14 protein-coding genes and 1 pseudogene are annotated in these 18,540 nt (G+C 73.9%); 11 read left to right on the forward strand and 4 right to left on the reverse strand.

Going from position 1 to position 18,540, the window contains the following annotated elements; translation table 11 throughout:
• The first annotated feature begins 717 nt into the window (after nt 1-717).
• Nucleotides 718-2,628 (forward strand): molecular chaperone HtpG, encoded by a 1,911-nt coding sequence (htpG, locus tag ACTMS0_RS19820; protein WP_441156712.1) that lies wholly within the window; start codon nt 718-720, stop codon nt 2,626-2,628.
• Between the two features lie 37 nt (nt 2,629-2,665).
• Here the strand turns inward: htpG and ACTMS0_RS19825 are convergent.
• The 3 genes and pseudogenes from ACTMS0_RS19825 to ACTMS0_RS19835 all read right to left on the reverse strand — a co-directional run.
• A pseudogene (locus ACTMS0_RS19825) lies at nt 2,666-2,884 on the reverse strand (MFS transporter); the annotation flags it as partial.
• Between the two features lie 116 nt (nt 2,885-3,000).
• On the reverse strand, nt 3,001-3,366 hold the full coding sequence (locus ACTMS0_RS19830; protein ID WP_441156883.1) for a hypothetical protein: 366 nt from the start codon (nt 3,364-3,366) through the stop codon (nt 3,001-3,003).
• 29 nt (nt 3,367-3,395) lie between these two features.
• Nucleotides 3,396-3,704, reverse strand: a complete 309-nt coding sequence (locus ACTMS0_RS19835; protein ID WP_441156713.1) for a hypothetical protein — start codon at nt 3,702-3,704, stop codon at nt 3,396-3,398.
• 119 nt (nt 3,705-3,823) lie between these two features.
• Between ACTMS0_RS19835 and ACTMS0_RS19840 the strand changes: the two genes are divergently transcribed.
• The 10 genes from ACTMS0_RS19840 (at nt 3,824) to fxsT (ending at nt 17,530) form a co-directional block, all read left to right on the forward strand.
• Nucleotides 3,824-4,519, forward strand: a complete 696-nt coding sequence (locus ACTMS0_RS19840) for an SDR family NAD(P)-dependent oxidoreductase (protein WP_441156714.1) — start codon at nt 3,824-3,826, stop codon at nt 4,517-4,519.
• Nucleotides 4,513-6,141 carry an MFS transporter gene (locus ACTMS0_RS19845; RefSeq protein WP_441156715.1) on the forward strand — a complete coding sequence of 543 codons (1,629 nt, stop codon included), beginning with the start codon at nt 4,513-4,515 and terminating at the stop codon, nt 6,139-6,141. The genes ACTMS0_RS19840 and ACTMS0_RS19845 overlap by 7 nt, the downstream gene beginning before the upstream one ends.
• Nucleotides 6,142-6,300: 159 nt before the next feature.
• Entirely contained in the window at nt 6,301-7,230 is a 930-nt protein-coding gene (locus ACTMS0_RS19850) for a diacylglycerol/lipid kinase family protein (RefSeq protein WP_441156716.1), read from the forward strand.
• A 61-nt stretch (nt 7,231-7,291) separates the two neighbouring features.
• The gene (locus ACTMS0_RS19855) at nt 7,292-8,194 is read left to right on the forward strand and encodes a DUF4231 domain-containing protein (protein WP_441156717.1); all 903 of its coding nucleotides are present in this window, start codon (nt 7,292-7,294) and stop codon (nt 8,192-8,194) included.
• Nucleotides 8,195-8,258: 64 nt separating this feature from the next.
• Nucleotides 8,259-8,459 (forward strand): FxSxx-COOH cyclophane-containing RiPP peptide, encoded by a 201-nt coding sequence (locus ACTMS0_RS19860; protein WP_441156884.1) that lies wholly within the window; start codon nt 8,259-8,261, stop codon nt 8,457-8,459.
• Nucleotides 8,431-10,908 carry an FxsB family cyclophane-forming radical SAM/SPASM peptide maturase gene (locus tag ACTMS0_RS19865; protein WP_441156718.1) on the forward strand — a complete coding sequence of 826 codons (2,478 nt, stop codon included), beginning with the start codon at nt 8,431-8,433 and terminating at the stop codon, nt 10,906-10,908. Before ACTMS0_RS19860 ends, ACTMS0_RS19865 begins: the two co-directional genes overlap by 29 nt.
• Nucleotides 10,905-11,768, forward strand: a complete 864-nt coding sequence (locus ACTMS0_RS19870) for an aminoglycoside N(3)-acetyltransferase (protein WP_441156719.1) — start codon at nt 10,905-10,907, stop codon at nt 11,766-11,768. Before ACTMS0_RS19865 ends, ACTMS0_RS19870 begins: the two co-directional genes overlap by 4 nt.
• Nucleotides 11,765-12,442, forward strand: coding sequence for a TIR-like protein FxsC (locus tag ACTMS0_RS19875; protein ID WP_441156720.1), 678 nt, complete (start codon nt 11,765-11,767; stop codon nt 12,440-12,442). The genes ACTMS0_RS19870 and ACTMS0_RS19875 overlap by 4 nt, the downstream gene beginning before the upstream one ends.
• Nucleotides 12,429-13,598 carry a TIR-like protein FxsC gene (locus ACTMS0_RS19880; protein ID WP_441156721.1) on the forward strand — a complete coding sequence of 390 codons (1,170 nt, stop codon included), beginning with the start codon at nt 12,429-12,431 and terminating at the stop codon, nt 13,596-13,598. The genes ACTMS0_RS19875 and ACTMS0_RS19880 overlap by 14 nt, the downstream gene beginning before the upstream one ends.
• Nucleotides 13,595-17,530, forward strand: a complete 3,936-nt coding sequence (gene fxsT / locus ACTMS0_RS19885; RefSeq protein WP_441156722.1) for an FxSxx-COOH system tetratricopeptide repeat protein — start codon at nt 13,595-13,597, stop codon at nt 17,528-17,530. The genes ACTMS0_RS19880 and fxsT overlap by 4 nt, the downstream gene beginning before the upstream one ends.
• Here the strand turns inward: fxsT and ACTMS0_RS19890 are convergent.
• Nucleotides 17,524-18,477 carry an alpha/beta fold hydrolase gene (locus tag ACTMS0_RS19890; RefSeq protein WP_441156723.1) on the reverse strand — a complete coding sequence of 318 codons (954 nt, stop codon included), beginning with the start codon at nt 18,475-18,477 and terminating at the stop codon, nt 17,524-17,526. The genes fxsT and ACTMS0_RS19890 overlap by 7 nt on opposite strands.
• Between the last annotated feature and the right edge of the window lie 63 nt (nt 18,478-18,540).

Here is an 18,540-nt window from a genome sequence, read left to right on the forward strand (position 1 = left end):
CGCTTCTTCTCGCCGTGGCCCTTACGGTCGGCCTGGGCGCCCGGCTTGTCCGCCGGGGCGGCGAACGCGGTCGCCGGGCCGGCGAGGGCACCGCCGACGAACGCGGCACCAGCGGCGGTCAGAACGGTCTTACGCAGAATGTCGGTACGCATGATTGGTCGAAGCCTTTCGCTCGGGGGAAACCACGCCGGCACGCAAAAGGGGGGAAGGCGCCGCACGCGACAGGAAAGGGTGATTTCACAAGGACCAGCCCGGCGGGGTGCTGCTCGGGGGTCCGGGGATGTAACCGATCCGAGTCCCGGGCCATTCCGGCCCGCCGCCCGCCGGGGGCGGGTCAGGGGATCCCGGCCGGGCGCCTCGGGGGACGCCCTGCGGTCACCGCATGTACAACGGCCCGCCCCACCCGGCCATTCCACGACCGGGGTGGCCCCGACCACGGCACAGCCGACCCCGATACCGGACACCCCTCCCACGTCACCCCAGCCGGAAACGGATATCCCACCCAAGACCACCCCGCAGCCATCGGGACGCAACCGCACCCTCGAGACTTGGAAGGAAATGGCCCCTGGAGGGGCCGAAAGCTTCCAAGGTTTCGGGGTAGGGCGCGGGTGACGTATCGCCCTGTGTGAGGTGCTCGTATCCTTTCGGCGAACCTCTTCCGGGCGCCGGCCAGCGCCGGCACCCCGGCACCAGGCTTCGCGGACGAAAGGACACGGTGTGAGCACTGAGACGTTGGAGTTCCAGGCCGAGGCACGTCAGCTGCTCCAGCTGATGGTCCACTCGATCTACTCGAACAAGGACGTCTTCCTGCGGGAGCTGATCTCGAACGCCTCGGACGCGCTGGACAAGCTGCGCCTGGCGTCGCTGATCGACAAGGACCTCCAGGTCGACACCGCCGACCTGCACATCGCGATCGAGGTCGACAAGACGGCGCGCACCCTGACCGTGCGGGACAACGGCATCGGCATGTCCCGGGACGAGGTCGTCCAGGTGATCGGCACCATCGCCAAGTCCGGCACCGCCGAGCTGCTGCGCAAACTGCGTGAGTCGACCGACGCCGGCGCCTCGCAGGAGCTGATCGGCCAGTTCGGCGTCGGTTTCTACGCGGCGTTCATGGTCGCCGACCGGGTCGAGCTGGTCACCCGCAGGGCGGGGGAGACCGGCGGCACCCGCTGGGAGTCGACCGGCGAGGGCACGTACACGATCGCGCCGGTCGACGACGCGCCGCAGGGCACCGCCGTCACCCTGCACCTCAAGCCGGTCGACACCGACGACAACCTGCACGACTACACCGCCGAGTGGACCATCCGGCAGATCGTCAAGCGGTACTCCGACTTCATCGCCCACCCCATCCGGATGGCGGTCGAGCGGCCCGGCGCGGACGGCGGCGAGCCCACCACCGAGGTGCAGACCCTCAACTCGATGAAGGCGCTGTGGGCGCGGCCGCGCGACGAGGTCGAGCCGGCCGAGTACCACGAGTTCTACAAGCACGTCAGCCACGACTGGGCCGACCCGCTCGAGATCGTGCACATGCGGGGCGAGGGCACCTTCGAGTACGAGGCGCTGCTCTTCCTGCCGTCACACGCCCCGCTCGACCTCTTCTCCCCGCAGGGCCGCCGCGGCGTGCAGCTCTACGTCAAGCGCGTCTTCATCATGGACGACTGCGAGGCGCTGATGCCGGCGTACCTGCGCTTCGTGAAGGGCGTGGTTGACGCGCACGACCTGTCGCTGAACATCTCGCGCGAGATCCTCCAGCAGGACCGGCAGATCCAGGTCGTCCGACGGCGCCTGGTGAAGAAGGTCCTCGCCACCGTCCGGGACCTCAAGGCCAACCAGCCGGAGAAGTACCGCACCTTCTGGGCCGAGTTCGGCGCTGCGGTCAAGGAGGGCCTGATCGACGACACGGAGAACCGGGACACGCTCCTGGAGATCCTCTCCGTCGCCTCGACCCACGACGCCGCCGAGCCGACGGACCTCGCCGGCTACGTCAGCCGGATGAAGGACGGCCAGACCGACATCTACTACGCCACCGGCGAGAACCGCACCACCATCGAGAACTCGCCGCACATGGAGGCGTTCCGCGCCAAGGGCTACGAGGTGCTGCTGCTCACCGACCCGGTCGACGAGGTCTGGGTGGAGCGGGTCGGCGAGTACGACGGGAAGACGCTGCGCTCGATCGCCAAGGGCCAGGTCGACCTGGACACCGAGGAGGAGAAGAAGGAGGCCGAGGCCGAGCGGGAGCGGCAGCGCACCGAGTACGCCGACCTGCTCACCTGGATGAGCGGCGCCCTCGCCGACCAGGTCAAGGAGGTCCGCCTGTCGTCCCGGCTGACCACCTCCCCGGCCTGCGTCGTCGGCGACGCCCACGACCTCACGCCCACGCTGGAGAAGATGTACCGGGCGATGGGCCACGAGGTGCCGCAGGTCAAGCGGATCCTGGAGCTGAACCCGACCCACCCGCTGGTGAACGGCCTGCGCAAGGCCCGCGAGCAGGGCGGCACCGAGGAGTCGCTGACGGAGACCGCCGAGTTGCTGTACGGGATGGCGCTGCTCGCCGAGGGCGGCGAACTGGCCGACCCGTCCTGGTTCACCCGGATCCTCGCCGAGCGCCTCGCGCGTACCCTCTGACCGGCGGCGGGGACGCCGCGCCGGCGGCGTCCCCGCGTCAGGTCGCGGCGCTCCGCCGGGACGCCACCCACCAGCCGGCCGTCGCCACGACCGCGACGGCGCCGCTGAGCAGGAACGGCGCGACCAGCCCGGCCCGGGCGGCGAGCGCGCCGCCGGTGAGGGCGCCGAGCGCCGTGCAGCCGTAGGTGAGCGTGCGGGAGGCGGCCACGACCCGGCCGAGCAGCCCCTCGGGTACGAGACGCTGCCGCAACGACAGCGCGGCGGCGGCGGTCCAGAACGTCCAGAACGGTCGGCCGAGCGACCGGTCAGCGACCATGCCGGTGAACCTATCGCGCCACCATCCGCCCGCCGGGACGGGCGAGTACCCGAGGATCAGGTCGGCATGAGGATCACCGGCAGGTCGCCGTCGCCGTAGCGTGGCTCGCGGGTGAGGATCGGTGCGTCGTGCTCCAGGCATGCCATCACGGTGGTCGCCAGGTCGAGCCGGCCGGTGAACCCGCGCCAGTACGCCAACTCCTGCCAGGAGTCACCGCGGGTGGGCAGCACGGCGCAGGCGTCCAGCGCGAGCAGCCGGTGCAGCAACGCCCGATCCTTCGGGTTGCTGACCATGGCGGAGGTCTCGGCGGCGGTGACGGCCGTGACGCCGAACCGCACGCGGTCCTGGATCACCTCGTGCAGTGGCTCACCCACGTGCACAGAGCCATCGACGTACGCCAGCAGCGCGGAGCGGTCCAGCACCAGTCGCACCGGCCGCTCTCCTGGACCGGTCACGCGGCCGGCGTCTCGGTGGTGCCGACGGCCTCGTCACTCAGGTGCTGCCGCACCCGGTCGCGGACCGCCGCGTACCGCTCCGCCGGCCACGCCGCGTCCACGGCCGCGCGACGCGCCTTGGCGGCGGCCACACCCTGCTCGGTGACCGCGATACCGGCTCGGGCCAACTCAGTCTCAAGATCCTCGAGGCGCTTGCGGTCCCGTACCGCTTCCGCGACGTAGGCGGATGCGTTGGGTTGTTCCGCCAGGATCTCGGCCACGTCCGGTGGGACGGAGATCGACAACTTCCGCGAGGGTCCGGTCATACCGACAAGATACAACTGGTGGCATCGTGCTGGTGGCAGCCACGGGTGTGGACCGCGTCGCAACGGGAAGGCGGACCTCCTCGCGTCTCGGACGCGGGCGCGCCGGGGACAGGAGGGACATGGCCGGGGGATCCTTCGTGGTGGTCGGCGGCACGAGCGGCCTCGGGCTGGCGGTCGCCCGCGCCCTCGCCGGAGCGCACCGCGTCGCCGTCCTCGGAGACGTCGCGAGCGAGGTGGCGTCCGTCCGCGGCGAGCTGGGCTGCGACGGCGGAGTCTGCGACGTCGCCTCCTACGCCGAGGTACGTGATTCCTTCGGCTGGCTCGCCGAGCGGTACGGCACGATCCACGGGGTGGCCGACTGCGCGTCGGTGTGGGCGGGTGGGGACCTGCTGGACCTGCCCCCCGAGCGCATCCGGCGGGCCGTCGAGGTCAACGTGCTCGGCACCACGTACGTGTGCCGGGAGGCGCTGCGGCAGTTCCACCGGCAGGGCTTCGGCAACCTGGTGTACGTCGGTGCCATGGCGGTGGTGAAGGCCCGGCCGGGCATCCCGGTCTACCGGGCGACCAAGAGCTACGGCGCCAGCCTGGTCGAGTCGCTGGCCGAGGCGCAGCACAGCAACCGGGTGAAGGTGATGCAGCTGCACCCCGGGCCGATGCCCACCCGCCTGCAGGAGCGGGTGGGCGACGAGTTCCTGGACACGGTGTACGCCATGGCCGACCAGGTCGCGCCGGAGGTCGTCCGGCTGCTCCAGCTCGCCCCCGACGACCTGTACGTCTCCGGCGAGCTCGTGCTGCGCGCGGACGGGCGGTGGTGACGCGGGCCGACGCCGAGCCGGCCGTCTCGGCCTGGGCGCCGCTGCGGATCGCGGTGTACCGCAGCCTCTGGCTGGCCCTGCTGGCCGCGAACGTCGGCACCTGGATGCAGACCGTCGGCGCCCAGTGGCTCCTGATCGACGAGCCGAACGCCTCGACACTGGTCGCCCTGGTGCAGACCGCCAGCCTGCTGCCGGTGCTGCTGCTGGCGCTGCCGGCCGGCGCTCTGGCCGACGCCTTCGACCGCCGGCACCTGCTGATCTCCGTGCAGCTGTTCATGGTGGTGGTCGCGGCGGCGCTGACGCTGCTCACCGCCACCGGCCGGATGCCGCCGGCGCTGCTGCTCACGCTGACCTTCGCGTTCGGCGTCGGGCAGGCGCTCACCCTGCCGGCGTGGGCGGCGGTGATCCCGGAACTGGTGCCACGGGACCACCTGCGGGCCGCCTCCGCGCTCGGCTCGATCAGCGTCAACGTGGCGCGGGCCGTGGGGCCCGCCGTGGCCGGCGTCCTGATCGCCCGGGTGGGTGCGGCGCCGGTCTTCGCGCTCAACGGCGTGGCGTTCCTGGTCTTCGCCGTGGCCCTGCTGCGCTGGCGGCCGGGCGACGCCCGTGCCGTCGAGGTACCCGAGCCCTTCACCGCCGCCCTGCGCGCCGGCAGTCGGTACGTGCGCCACTCGCCGATCGTCCGCCGGCTGCTCCGGCGCGCGCTGGTGTTCCTGGTGCCGGGCAGCGTGCTGTGGGCGCTGCTGCCGCTGGTGGCCAGCCGGCGGCTCGGTATGGACTCCGGCGGGTACGGGCTGCTCCTCGGCGCCCTCGGCGTGGGCGCGATCCTCGGCGGCCTGCTGCTGCCCTGGGTCCGCACCCGGTTCACGGCCAACCAGTTCCTGCTGGTGGCGAGCGCACTGTACGGCGGGACGCTGTTCGTCGTGGGTACGGTCCAGGCCGTACCCGTGGTGCTCCTCGCCCTGCTGCCGGCGGGCCTGGCCTGGGTCAACGTGCTGGCCAACGTCAACGCCGAGATGCAGATCTTCCTGCCGGGCTGGGTGCGCGCCCGCGGTCTGGCCATCTACCAGGTGGTGTTCGCCGGCGGCCAGGCGGTGGGCGCCTTCGCCTGGGGCGTGGTGGCGGACATGGCGGGTCTGGTCGCCGCCTTCCTCGCCGCGGGCGCCCTCATGCTGGTCGGCGCCGTGACCAGCCAGATCTGGCCGCTGCCCGACCTGCGGGGCGTGGACAGGGACCCGGCCACGTACTGGCCCCGCCTGCAACTGGCGCACGAACCGGACCCGCGGGTGGGTCCCGTGCTGGTTACCGTGACCTACACCGTCCGGCGGGAGCGGGAGCGGGAGTTCCTCGACGCGATGGACACCGTCCGCGGCTCACGACAGCGGACCGGGGCGATGCGGTGGGGGCTGTTCCGCGAGGGCGAGTCCGTCGACCGGTTCGTGGAGGTCTACCTGGTGCCGTCCTGGGACGAGCACCTGCGGCAGCACGGCGGGCGGCTGACCGGTGCCGACCAGGAGGCCGAGGAGCGGGCGCGGGACCTCGCCGACGGGGAGCCGGAGGTGCGACACCTGCTGCCGGCCGCCGCCGGCGCGGCGATGACCGACCACCGGGAAGAGGGCTGAGCGGGATCAGCGGCGGCGCCGACCGGGGTGTCGCCGCTCCACTCGCCCAGCTTCCCGACCCTGGCCGGCCGGGCCCGGAAACGGACAGCGGTCACCGGATCGGGCGGCCACCGCGCGCCCCGGCGTGGGAGCGACGCCGGTTGGGTAACACCGGCGGGCATGAGCACTCCTACGGCGGAGCGCGCCGCGGCGCCGGCCCGCGTCGGGGCGGTCGCGGTCGTCGCGCACCGGAGGAAGACCTTCGGCGGCGGCCTGGACGCCCTGCGCACCGAGCTGGTCGCGGCGGGCGTCGAGAACCTGATCTGGTACGAGGTGCCGAAGAGCCGCAAGGCCCCGAAGAAGGTGCGCAAGGCGCTGAAGAGGGGCGCCGACCTGGTCTTCGTGTGGGGCGGTGACGGGATGGTGCAGCGCTGCGCCGACACCCTCGCCGGCTCGGGCACCGCCATGGCGATCCTGCCCGCCGGCACCGCGAACCTCTTCGCCGCGAACCTGGGGATCCCGGAGGACCTGTCCGAGGCCGTCCGGATCGGGCTGCACGGCCCGCGTCGCGCGCTCGACCTGGGAAGGCTCAACGGCGAGCACTTCGCGGTGATGGCCGGTGCCGGCTTCGACGGCGACCTGATCCGGGAGGCCGACCGGAAGCTCAAGGGCAGACTCGGCCGGGTCGCGTACCTGTGGACCGGGCTGCGGCACGTGCGGGGCGAACTGGTCCGCACCCGGATCACCGTCGACGGCGCCGAGTGGTTCGACGGCGAGGCGAGCTGCGTGCTGTTCGGCAACGTCGGCACGATCACCGGCGGCATCCCGGCGTTCGACGACGCCCGCCCGGACGACGGCGCCCTGGAGATCGGGGTGTCGACCGCGGACGGCGCGCTGGACTGGGCGCGGACGCTGGGCCGGATGGCGGCCGGCCGCTCCGAGGAGTCGCCGTTCGTGCGGATCACCCGTGGCCGCCGGGTGAAGGTGCGCCTCGCCGCGCCCCGGACGTACGAGCTGGACGGCGGCGCGCGCGGCGCGGTGACGAAGCTGAAGGTCCGGGTCGTGCCGGGCGCGCTGACGGTCTGCTGCCCGGAGACGTCAGGGCGGTGACGTCGACGGCGGCGGATCTCGTCCGGCCGGGGAGCGGACCGGGTGGCCTACCATTCGGGGAGTGTCGACCGTCGATTCGCCAGCCGTGCTCGAAACGGTGTGGCAGCAGCAGGGTGTCTGGTCCCGGGCGGCGGACGCGGCGCGGCGACGGATCGTTCGGGGCCGCCGTCTGGTCGCCGGCCTGACCGTGGTCGCCGCCGTGGCCGGCACCGCGGCCGCGCAGCTCGACACCGTGCACCTGGCGGCGAGCCGGGCGCTGGCGATCGCCGCCGCCGCCGCGCTGGGCCTCGTCCCGCTGGCCGCCCGGTCCACCGCCCGCGAGCCGGTGCAGGTCTGGGCGCGGCTGCGCGCGGTCGCCGAGTCGCTGAAGGCCGAGGTGCACCGCCACCTGGCCGGGGTGGCCCCGTACCGGGGGTCGGACCGCGACGCGGTGCTGCTGAGCCGCGTGGACGCGATCCTGGACGAGGTCGGCGATCTGGTCGGGCACACGGTCGACGTCGCTCCGGAGGCCCGACCGCTGCCGGCGGTGTCGGACGTCTCGTCGTACCTGGCCGAGCGGGTGAACCGGCAGGTCGAGCGGTACTACCTGCCGGAGGCCCGGCGGACGGGCGCCGCGGCCCGCCGGATCCGGGTGGTCACGACGGGCCTGACCGCGGCGGGCGCGCTGATCTCCGCCGTGGTCGGCGTGCTCGGCGACGGGCTCGGCCTCGCCGCGTGGGTGGGCGTCGTCGCCACGGTGACGACGGCCGTGGTCGGGTACGGCGCGGCCCAGCAGTACGAGCAGCACCAGATCGAGTACGCCCGCAGCGCCGACCAGCTCATCCGGCTGCTCCGTGCCCGGCGGGACGGGGACGGGTGGACCGACGATGACGCGGTCGTGGCGGAGGCGGAACGTCTCATCGCACTGTCCAATGAGGCCTGGATGGCCAGAACCCTTGAAGAAGATGGCGTACCGCACCGCTGAGGCTACTCGGCGTGTTGTAGAATCATCGACAGTTGTCTAGGGCCGCCGTCCCGGGTGGCCCCCGCTGACCCACAAGTCCGATGGGGGGACTCACGTGGATCGCAACGCAGGCCGGTCGACGACCATCGCTCCGCTGGCCGATCTCCGGCACACTCCGCTCGGCAAGATTCCGCTCTCCCGCGCCCGCACCGTGGCGCTTCCCGACACCCGCACCGTGGACCAGCCGGCGCGCGTCGATGTCGCAGCCTTCGGCTCTTCGATCTGACGCCGGTGAGCCCGCGACGCCCGGACGGCCCGCGTCGGCCGTAACCCTGAGTCAGTTCGTCCTCAAGATCGTCAGCCGGTGCGACCTGTCCTGCGACCACTGCTACGTCTACGAGCACCCCGACCAGTCCTGGCGCCGTCAGCCACACACCATGGCGCCCGCGACGGTGGCCGCCGCCGCCCGGCGCATCGTCGAGCACGCGGTCGCGCACCGGCTCGACTCGGTACGCGTGGTGCTGCACGGCGGTGAGCCGCTGCTCGCCGGCGCGGCCGGGCTCGCTGCTACCGCCGCCGAGCTGCGCCGCCAGCTCGACCCGGTGACCCGGCTGGACCTGCGCATGCAGTCCAACGGCGTGCTGCTCACCGAGGAGATCGCCGAGGTGCTCGTCACCCACGGCGTCGCGGTCGGCATCTCCCTCGACGGCGACCGGGCCGCCAACGACCGGCACCGCCGCTACGCCTCCGGCGCGAGCAGCCACGCCAAGGTGCGGCGGGCCCTCGCTCTGCTGCGCCGCCCCGAGTTCCGGCCGAGCTACGCCGGGCTGCTCTGCACGGTCGACCTCGCCAACGACCCCGTCGCCGTCTACCGGGCGCTACTGGCCGAGGACCCGCCCCACATCGACTTCCTCCTGCCGCACGCCAACTGGGAGCGACCCCCGCCACGCCCGGCCGGCGTCGCCACCCCGTACGCCGACTGGCTGCTCGCCGTGCACCGGGCCTGGACGGCCGACGGGCGCCCGGTGCCGATCCGGCTGCTGGACTCGCTGCTCGCCACGGCCGCCGGCGGCGTCACCCGCACCGAGGCGGTCGGGCTGGCCGCCGCCGACCTGGCCGTCGTCGAGACCGACGGCAGCTACGAGCAGGTCGATTCGCTCAAGTCCGCGTACGACGGGGCGCCGGCCACCGGGCTGGACGTCTTCACCCATCCGATCGACGCGGTCGCCGCCCACCCGATGATCACCGTCCGGCAGGCCGGGCTGGCCGGGTTGTGCGCCACCTGCCGCGCCTGTCCGGTCGTCCGCCAGTGCGGCGGCGGCCTGTTCGCGCACCGTTACCGCCCCGGCGCCGGCTTCGACAACCCCTCGGTCTACTGCGCCGACCTGGCCCACCTGATCCTCGGGGTGACCGGCGAGGAAGGCGCGGCGCCGCCGGCCTCGGGCCGTCCGGCCGCGTCGGACACCGCGATGCCGCCGGCACCGGCCGTTCCCGCCGGGCGGGATGCCGCGACACACCCGGCATCGAGTCGAGAACCCGTGGACGGGTCGGCGGGAGACGGCGACGCGCCGGCGGAGGACGGCGTCGGGCCGGACGTGCTGGACCAGTCGGTCCTGGACGACCTCGGCACCGGCCACGGCACCGACGCCTCGGTCCGCCAGCTCGCCGCCGTCCACCTGGCCAAGACCCGGGCGCTGCTGGTCGCGCTCAGTCCGGCCACGGCCGGGCACCCGCTCGCCGCGGCGGCCTGGGAGCGACTGGTCGACCTGGACGTCACCGCGCCGGCGGCGGTGCGGGAGGTGCTGGCCCACCCGTTCGTCCGCCGCTGGGCGCACCAGTGCCTGGAACGCCCGGCGCTGGCCGACCTCGGCCGCCTCGCGGCGGTGGCCGCGGCGGCGGCGGTCCGCGCGGGTGCCGACGCCGACCTGGCCGTGCCGGTCCGCGACGGCATACTCGCGCTCCCCACGCTCGGGGCGCTCGCCCTGCCGGAGGTGTCCGGTCCCGTCCTGCTGACCCCGGTGGACGGCGGGTTCCGGGTGCGGGCGGACGGGCGGACCGTCGACGTGCGGCCCGGCGAGGAGACATCCACCTGGCGCCCGGTTCGCCGCGCCGGCGATCCCGATGTGCTGATCGAGGACACCGACCCGCACCGGGACTGCTACCAGGACCTGGCGGTGGCGCCGCGACTCGGCGCCGACGCCGCCGCCCGCTGGGCGGCCCACCTGACGACGGCGGTGGACCGGATCGACACCGAGGCCGAGGCGTACGCGCCCGGCGTGCGGGCGCTGCTCCGCGCGGTCGTCCCGCTACGGCCGGACCGGCGGGGCCGGCAGCGCAGCGCCGCCGCCGCGTCCGCCTTCGGCGCGGTGGCGGTCACGCCGGTGCCCGACGACGCGGCGCTTGCCGTGCTGCTCGTCCACGAGGTGCAGCACCTGAAGCTCGACGGGGTGCTCGACGTCTGCGAGCTGGTCGACCGGCGGGACGCGCGGCTGCTCACCGTGCCGTGGCGGGACGACCCGCGTCCGGTGGAGGGCGTGCTGCACGGCACGTACGCCCACCTCGCGGTCGCGGACGTGTGGCGCCGCCGGCCGGGCGCGGAGGCCGCCGCCCACCACCGCCGGTACCGCGACTGGACCGACGGCGCGCTCGACGCCCTGCTCGGGCTGGGCGCGCTGACACCGGCGGGGGAGCGGTTCGTCGCCCGGATGCGCTCCACGGTGGACCGCTTGACATGACCGTCGGGCGCGCCGGGCTGGCCGCCGACCTGCGGGCCCTGGGCCTGCCGATCGGTGCGACCGTGCTGGTCCACGCCTCGCTGCGCCGGATCGGGCCGGTCGCGGGCGGCCCGGCGGCACTGTCCACCGCTCTGCGCGAGGTGCTCGGCGCCGCCGGGACGGTGGTGGTGCCGACGCAGACCGCCGGCAACTCGATCACCTCACCGGCCTTCCGGGCCGCCACCGCCGGCCTGACCGCGCGCGAGGCAGCGGAGATGGAGGCCCGGATCCCGCCGTTCGACCCGGACCGCAGCCCGTCGCAGGGCATGGGCGCGCTCGCCGAGTACGTGCGCCGACAGCCGGGCGCGATGCGCAGCCGGCACCCGCAGACGTCGTTCGCGGCGCTCGGCCCGGCTGCCGCCACCCTGACTACCGTGCACGACCTCGACTGCCACCTGGGCGAGCGGTCCCCGCTCGGCGCCCTGTACGCGGCCGACGCGCACGTCCTGCTGCTCGGTGTGGACTACGCGGTCTGCACGGCCTTCCACCTCGCCGAGTACCGCCTCGCCCGCCCGGCCGCCCGGCGGCCGTACCGCTGCTACATCCGGGACGACGCGGGCCGGCGAGTCCGGCGCGACTTCCTCGCCCTCGACCTCGACGACTCCGACTTTCCCCGGATCGGCGCGGCGCTGGACGGCCGGCCCGAGGTGCGGCGCGGCCGGGTCGGCGCCGGCACCGGCCGGCTGCTGCCGATGCGTACGGCCGTCGACTTCGCGGGCCGGTGGATGAGCCGGCACCGGACGCGAGCGCGACTGCGGGTTTGCCACTGCCGATACTGTGGTCCCGCGGGAGTGTCCCCTTCGGACGGGAGCGGCGTGTGATCGAGGAGGAGTTCCGGGTGGACCCGCGCGCCCCCGTGTTCTTCCTCAGCTACGCCCGAGCCAAGCAGCGGCCCGCCGAGCCGCCCCGGGACACCAACCAGAAGGTGTTCCAGCTCTACGTCGACCTGTCCGACCACGTGTCCGAGCTGCTGGGCCTGCCCGCGGGCAGCACCGCCGGCTTCCTCGACCGGGTCCTCGACGGCGGCCAGGTGTGGGCGGACGACCTGGCCTTCGCCGCCGGCCACTGCCAGGTCTTCATCCCGCTGATCTCCCCGCAGTACCTGCGCAGCGCCTGGTGCGCCCGCGAGTGGAACGCGTTCGTGCGCCGCCGGCAGGTGCGCCGCCCCGACGCCCGGGCGACGCCGGGGGAGCGGCCCATCATCCCGGTGAACTGGTCGGTGATGGGCCGCCGCCAACTGCCGGAGGCGATCCGCCGGCGGCAGATGTTCTCCCCGACCGGGCTGCCGCCCGACATCGCCCCGCAGTACCAGCACGAGGGCATCTACGGCCTGCTCAGCCTGGGCCGCAACGGCAAGGACGCGTACGACGCGGTGGTGTGGCGGCTCGCGCAGCGGGTGGTGCGTGCGGTGGACACGCACTGGGTCGAGCCGTACGTGTCGCACATCGAGGAACTCGGCGAGGGGTTCGAGGAGGCCGGGGATGAGCTGGACTGACACCACCGGCTCCCGCGCCGGCCGGGAGACGTACTTCTTCCTCAGCTACGCCCACTCGGTGCCGCTGTCGGCGGCGGCCCGCCCGGACACGGACTACTGGGTCACGCGGTTCTTCCAGGACCTGCACGCCGCCGTGCAGCGGGGCGCGCGCCGCGCCGGTGACCTCGACATCGGGTTCTTCGACGGGCTCGTCGCCCCCGGCGCCGACCTGAAGCAGGCGCTCACCGACGCGCTCAGCCTCGCCCACGTCTTCGTCCCGCTCTACTCGCCGAACTACTTCAGCAACGCCTGGGCCGTCGGCGAGCGGGCCGCCTTCCGGTCCCGGCTGGGCCGGCTGGGCCCCGGCGAGGCGGGCCGGCACATCCTGCCGGTGCTGTGGATCCCCTTCCCGCCCTGGGACGACCGGCCGGAGATGGCCGAGGCCCTGGATCTGGTCGGCGGCCCCACCGAGTACGCGGAGAACGGCCTGCGGGCGTTGTGCAAGCTCAGCGCCTACCGGCGGCAGTACGACGTGGTGCTCAGCGCGCTCGCCGAGCGGATCATCGCGGTGACCGAGACCGCACCGCTGCGCCGCTCCCGGGCCGCCCCGGTGGGCGCCGCCCCGGTGGAGGACCGGGGGGATCCGGCGCTGGTCGTCACCGCGCTCGCCGGCCCGGACGGGCGGCAGTGGCGGCCCTTCGCCGGGCGGCACGTGCTGACCATCGCCGACTACGTGGCCGCCACGGCCCAGCGGCTCGGGCTGCCGACCCGGGTCGTCGAGTTCGCCGGCGCCCGCGACCACGCCCCGGACAGCCCGACCGTCCTGCTGATCGACGCCAACCTGGGCGTGGCGGCCGTCCGGGAGGCGATCGCCGGCCTGCCGCGCTGGGTGGTGCCGCTGGTCGTCGCCGGCGCCGACACCCGGCCCGGGGGGACCGCCCGGGAGGCGGGGGCCGACGAGATCGACGCCGCGCTGCGCGAGGCCCGGTTCCCGGAGGTGCGGCCGGTCCACGGCGTGGACGAGTTCGAGCGCAGCGCGCCGCTGCTGGTGATCGAGGCACGCAAGCAGTTCCTCCGGCACGGCCCGCTCTACCCGCAGGACGCCCCGGGCACACCGCGGCCGAGCCTGCGCCCGACCGACCCATCCGACCAGCGGCGACGAGGGGAAGACCGATGACGGAACAGCGCGACGGTCAGGTCGTCACCTTCTACTCGTACAAGGGCGGCACCGGCCGCACGATGGCCCTGGCGAACACGGCCTGGATCCTCGCCGCGAACGGCCAGCGGGTCCTCGTCGCCGACTGGGACCTGGAGTCACCGGGGCTGCACCGGTTCTACACGCCGTTCCTCGACCCCGAGCAGGTCGCCTCCACCGGTGGCGTGATGGACCTGATCGTCGAGTACGAGTGGGCGAACCTGAAGCGGCGCCGGGAGGCCGAGGCCGCCGGGCTCGCCGAGGCGGTGGAGTCGCGGCCCAGCGACTGGCACCGCCACCTGGCCAAGGTGCAGAAGTACGCCTTCTCCGTCAACTGGGAGTTCCCCGGCGGCGGCAGCCTCGACCTGCTGCTCGCCGGCCGGCACAACCCGGACTACGCGAGCAGCGTCACCGGCCTGAACTGGGACAACTTCTACAACCGGCTGGGCGGGGCGCTCTTCTTCGACGCGCTGCGCGAGGACATGAAGCGCCACTACGACTGGACGCTGATCGACAGCCGCACCGGCATCAGCGACGTCGCCGAGATCTGCACCATCCACCTGCCGGACGTGCTGGTCGACTGCTTCACCCTGAGCGACCAGGGCATCGACGGCGCCGCCGCGGTCGCCGCCCGGGTCCGCGGCTACGAGGGGCGGCGGGCGCGGCGGGTGCTGCCGGTGCCGATGCGGGTGGACGAGGGGGAGAAGGGCAAGGCCGACGCCGGCCGGGCGGTGGCGATGCAGCGTTTCGCCGGGCTCCCGGGCGGGATGACCGACGCCGAGCGGCGCGAGTACTGGCTCACCGTCGAGGTGCCCTACCGGGCCTACTACGCGTACGAGGAGACCCTCGCCACCTTCGGCGACATCCCCGGCAGCCGCACCACGCTGCTGTCCGCGTACGAGACGCTGACCGGCCACATCACCGGCGGCCGGATCGCCGCGCTGCCCCGGATGGACGAGGCGCTGCGCCGCCGCACCGTGGCCCGCTTCGAGCGCAAGCCCGCCGTCGCCGACGAGCTGATCGTGCTGCGGCACGTCGCGGAGGACCAGGCCTGGGCGGAGTGGGTGCAGGCCGTCCTCACCGCCGTGGACCTGCGGGTAGTCACCGCGGAGGTGGACGACCCGCCGCCGGTGCGGGCCGGCACGGTGACCCGCGACGTCACCCTGGTCTCCCGCTCCTACCGGGCGGCGCACGGCGAGCAGGTCGACCCGCACCGGTCGGGCGCGGCGCTGATCGTGTACGTGGACAGCACCACCCCCTCGCCCGACGCCCCGATCGGCAGCTGGGTGTCGCTGCACGAGCTGGCCGCCGAGGAGGCCGTCGACCGGCTGGTGCAGCTCCTGGGGGTGTCCCCGCCTCCCGGCCACGGTCGTCCGCTGGTGCGCATTGCCCGCTACCCGGGCTCCCGGGCGCCGGTATTCAACCCGCCCAGCCGCAACCTCCGGTTCACCGGGCGGGAGGAGCTGCTGCGCCAGCTCCGGGAGGAGCTGAAGGCCGCCGGCAGCACCGGCATCCCGGTGGCGTTGCGGGGAGGCCCGGGAATCGGCAAGACGCAGCTCGCGATCGAGTACGCGCACCGCTTCCGCGGCGCGTACGACGTCATCTGGTGGGTGCAGGCGGACCCGCCGCAGTTCGTCGACGTGCGGGTGGCCGACCTCGGCGCGGAGCTGGGCCTGCCCCGGCAGCCCACCATCCCGGAGATGACCCGGGCGGTACGGCAGCGGCTCAGCCGCCCCGAGCGCCGCCCCGACGGCGGCCCGCCCGAGCAGTGGCTGCTCGTCTTCGACAACGTCGACCAGTACGAGCACGTCCGCGACTACCTGCCGCAGGGCGTCGGGCACGTGCTCGTCACCACCCGCAACCCCGACTGGGGCGACCTGGCCCGGGCCCTGGACGTCGAGGCGTTCCAGCGGGCGGAGAGCGTCGCGCACCTGCGGGCCCGCGTCGGCGAGCGGTCGATCACGGTCGCCGAGGCCGAGCAGGTCGCCGACGCGGTCGAGAACGTGCCGATCTTCGTCGCGATGGCCGGCGCCTGGCTGGCCGACACCGGCACCCCGGTCGCGGACTACCTGGCCGGCCTGGAGCGCACCGGCCCGGCCGAGGACATCTGGGACTTCTCCCTCCAGCGGCTGCGGGAGGGCTCGGCGGGCGCGTACCGGCTGCTCCAGCTCGCGTCGGTGCTCGCCCCGGAGATCTCCCTCGAGCTGCTCTACAGCGACCAGGTCGCCAAGGTCATCGCCGCGCACGACCCGGTGGTGGCCGCCCGGGTGGCCGACCGGGTCTCCGAACGGGACATCGCCGCCGCGCTCGTGCAGCGCATCAACCGCCTCGCCCTGGTCAAGGTCGACCTGCACGCCCAGCAGGTGCAGGTCCACCGGCTGCTCCAGGCGGCGCTGCGGGCCCGGATGACGCCCGAGGAACTGGCCGGCGTGAAGCAGGACGTGCACCGCATCCTCGCCGGCTCCCGCCCCTCCGGCGAGGTGGAGGACCCGGCCGCCCAGGCACGCCTGCGCCTGCTCTGGCCGCACCTCGACGGCGCCGACGCGCTGTCCTCACCCGACGACGACGTGCGTCAGCTCATCATCGACCGGATCCGCTACATCTACCTCAACGGCGGGTACGCGCAGGGTCACCGGTACGCCGAGCAGGCCGACGCCGCCTGGTCGCGGCTGCTGGCCCAGCTCGCCCCGGACACGTCCGAGCACCGGGCGTTGCAGGTGCAGCTGCTGCACCTGCGGTTCAACCGGGCCAACCTGCTGCGCGGCCTCGGCCGGTTCGACGACGCCCGCCGCCTCGACGAGGAGACGCTCGGCGCCCAGGAGAAGCTCATCGGGTCCAGCCACCCGTACACCCTCATGACCGCCGGTGGCTACGGCGGTGACCTGCGGGCGATCGGCCGCTACTCCGACGCGCTGGAACGGGACCTGCGCACGTACGCGGCCTCGGTGGAGGTGTTCGGCGAGGACCACCGCCGGACGCTGACCGCCGCGAACAACCTGGCCGCGTCGTACCGCCTGATGGGCGACTTCCGGCGGGCCCTCGACGGCGACGAGGCCACCTACCGCCGGCTGCGCGTGGTGCTCGGCCCGGATCACCCGCGTACGCTGCTCACCGCCAACAACCTGGCCCGGGACCTGCGGGAGGCGGGCGACTACGAGGGGTCGGTGGCGCTGCTGCAGACCGTGGTGGCCGGGTACCGCAACCTCTTCGGCGACCAGTCCCGCAACGTGCTCACCGCGCAGACCAACCTGGCCGCGTCGCTGCGCAGCACCGGTGAGATCGCCGAGGCGGCGCGGCTGCTCGACGACGCGTACGAGCACCTGCTCACCGGGTTCGGCCCGCTCAACCCGGACACCCTGTTCAGCCGCCTGTCCCGGGCCGCGAACCTGATGCTCCAGGGAGAGTGGGAGCGGGCCCGACTCGAGCTGACCGAGACCGAGGAGCAGTTCGCGCAGGTCTTCGGCGAGGGGCACCCGTACGTGCTGGTGTGCCGCAACAACCGCAGCGTGGCGATGTGGGACGACGGTGAGGTGGTACCGGCCCGGGAGCTGGCCGCGCGGACGGCGGCGGCGGTGACCGCGGCGCTGGGCGGGACCCACCCGCTGACGATGGCGGTCGCGAACAACCTCGCCGTGTTCACGATCCTGCACGGCGAGCTGGAGGCCGGGCGGGAACAGCTGCGCATCGTCGTCGGCCGGCTGCGCGAGACCCTCGGCGAGGACCACCCGGACACGCTGCGCGGCCGGGGGAACCTGGCGGTCGCCGAGCAGACCGCCACCGGCGGTGCCGGCAGCATCGAGCGGATGCGGCTGGCGGACCGGCTGGCCAACCGGATCGGTCAGCACCACCCGAGCGTGGTGAACCTGCGGGAGGGGCGGTACGTGCGGCGGGTGCTCGACCCGCACCCCTACTGACCGGGGCGCGCCCCGATCAGCAGATCCCGGCTCACCGCCACGTCGTCGTCGGCGGTGAGCCAGCGCAGGATGCGCGGCAACTCCTCCATCGCGTCGAAGTGCGCCGCGTCGGCCTGCACCTCCAGCTCCGCGCCCGGGATACGGGAGGCCAGCCAGTGGGTGTGGCTGACCGGGGCGAAGGTGTCCTCGGCGCCGTGCCAGAGCTTCACCCTGGTCACCGACGTGTCGATCAGGCCGAGGTCGAACTTCCAGTCCCGCCGCAGCGCCAGCACGTCGTCGATCCACCCGTACGGGCCGGCGCGTAACGCGTCCTCGAAGGTGTCGGCGAGCATCCGCCGCAGCGCCGGATCCCGCACCGCCCGCCGGTCCGCGACGGTCATCTGCGCCATCAGGTCCTCCAGCAGGTGGCGCGGGTCCTCGCTGGCCCGCTGCGCCCGGCGGCGGATCTCCTCCACGACACTCGACGTGTCGGAGCGGCCGGCGCCGAAGCCGTTGACGTTGTCGTCGTTCATCCCGGCGAACCAGTCCAGCTCGGGTGCGTCGGACGGGGCGAACCCGACCAGCGCCGCCACCCGGGTGACCCGGTGGCGCAGCGCCGGGTCGGCGGCGCAGGCGAGGGCGTGCGGGCCGCCACCGGACCGGCCGGCGATGGCGAACCGGGGCAGCTCCAGATGGTCGGCGATGACCTCCAGGTCCCGTGCGGCGTCCGCCACGTCACGGCCCTCGACCCGGTCGGAGCCGCCGTAGCCGGGACGGTCGTAGGTGATCAGTTTCACGCCCAACCGGTACAGAACGATGCCACGCGGCTTCGGCCCCCTGCGGCTGCCCGGCGTGCCGTGCATCAGGAAGACGGGGTGTCCGTCGGGCGCACCCGAGACCTCGAACGCCAGTCGCTTGTTGTCCGCGCGATAGGCGAATTCGGTCCCCGGCTCCCCTTCTCGGCCCACTCCAGCCTGCCTTCCGGTGCTGCTGACCAGCGAATATCCGTCACGTCGGCCCAGAGCGAAGAT

This window comes from Micromonospora sp. H33, from assembly GCF_052068455.1.
In the GTDB taxonomy this organism is placed as follows: Bacteria; Actinomycetota; Actinomycetes; order Mycobacteriales; family Micromonosporaceae; genus Micromonospora.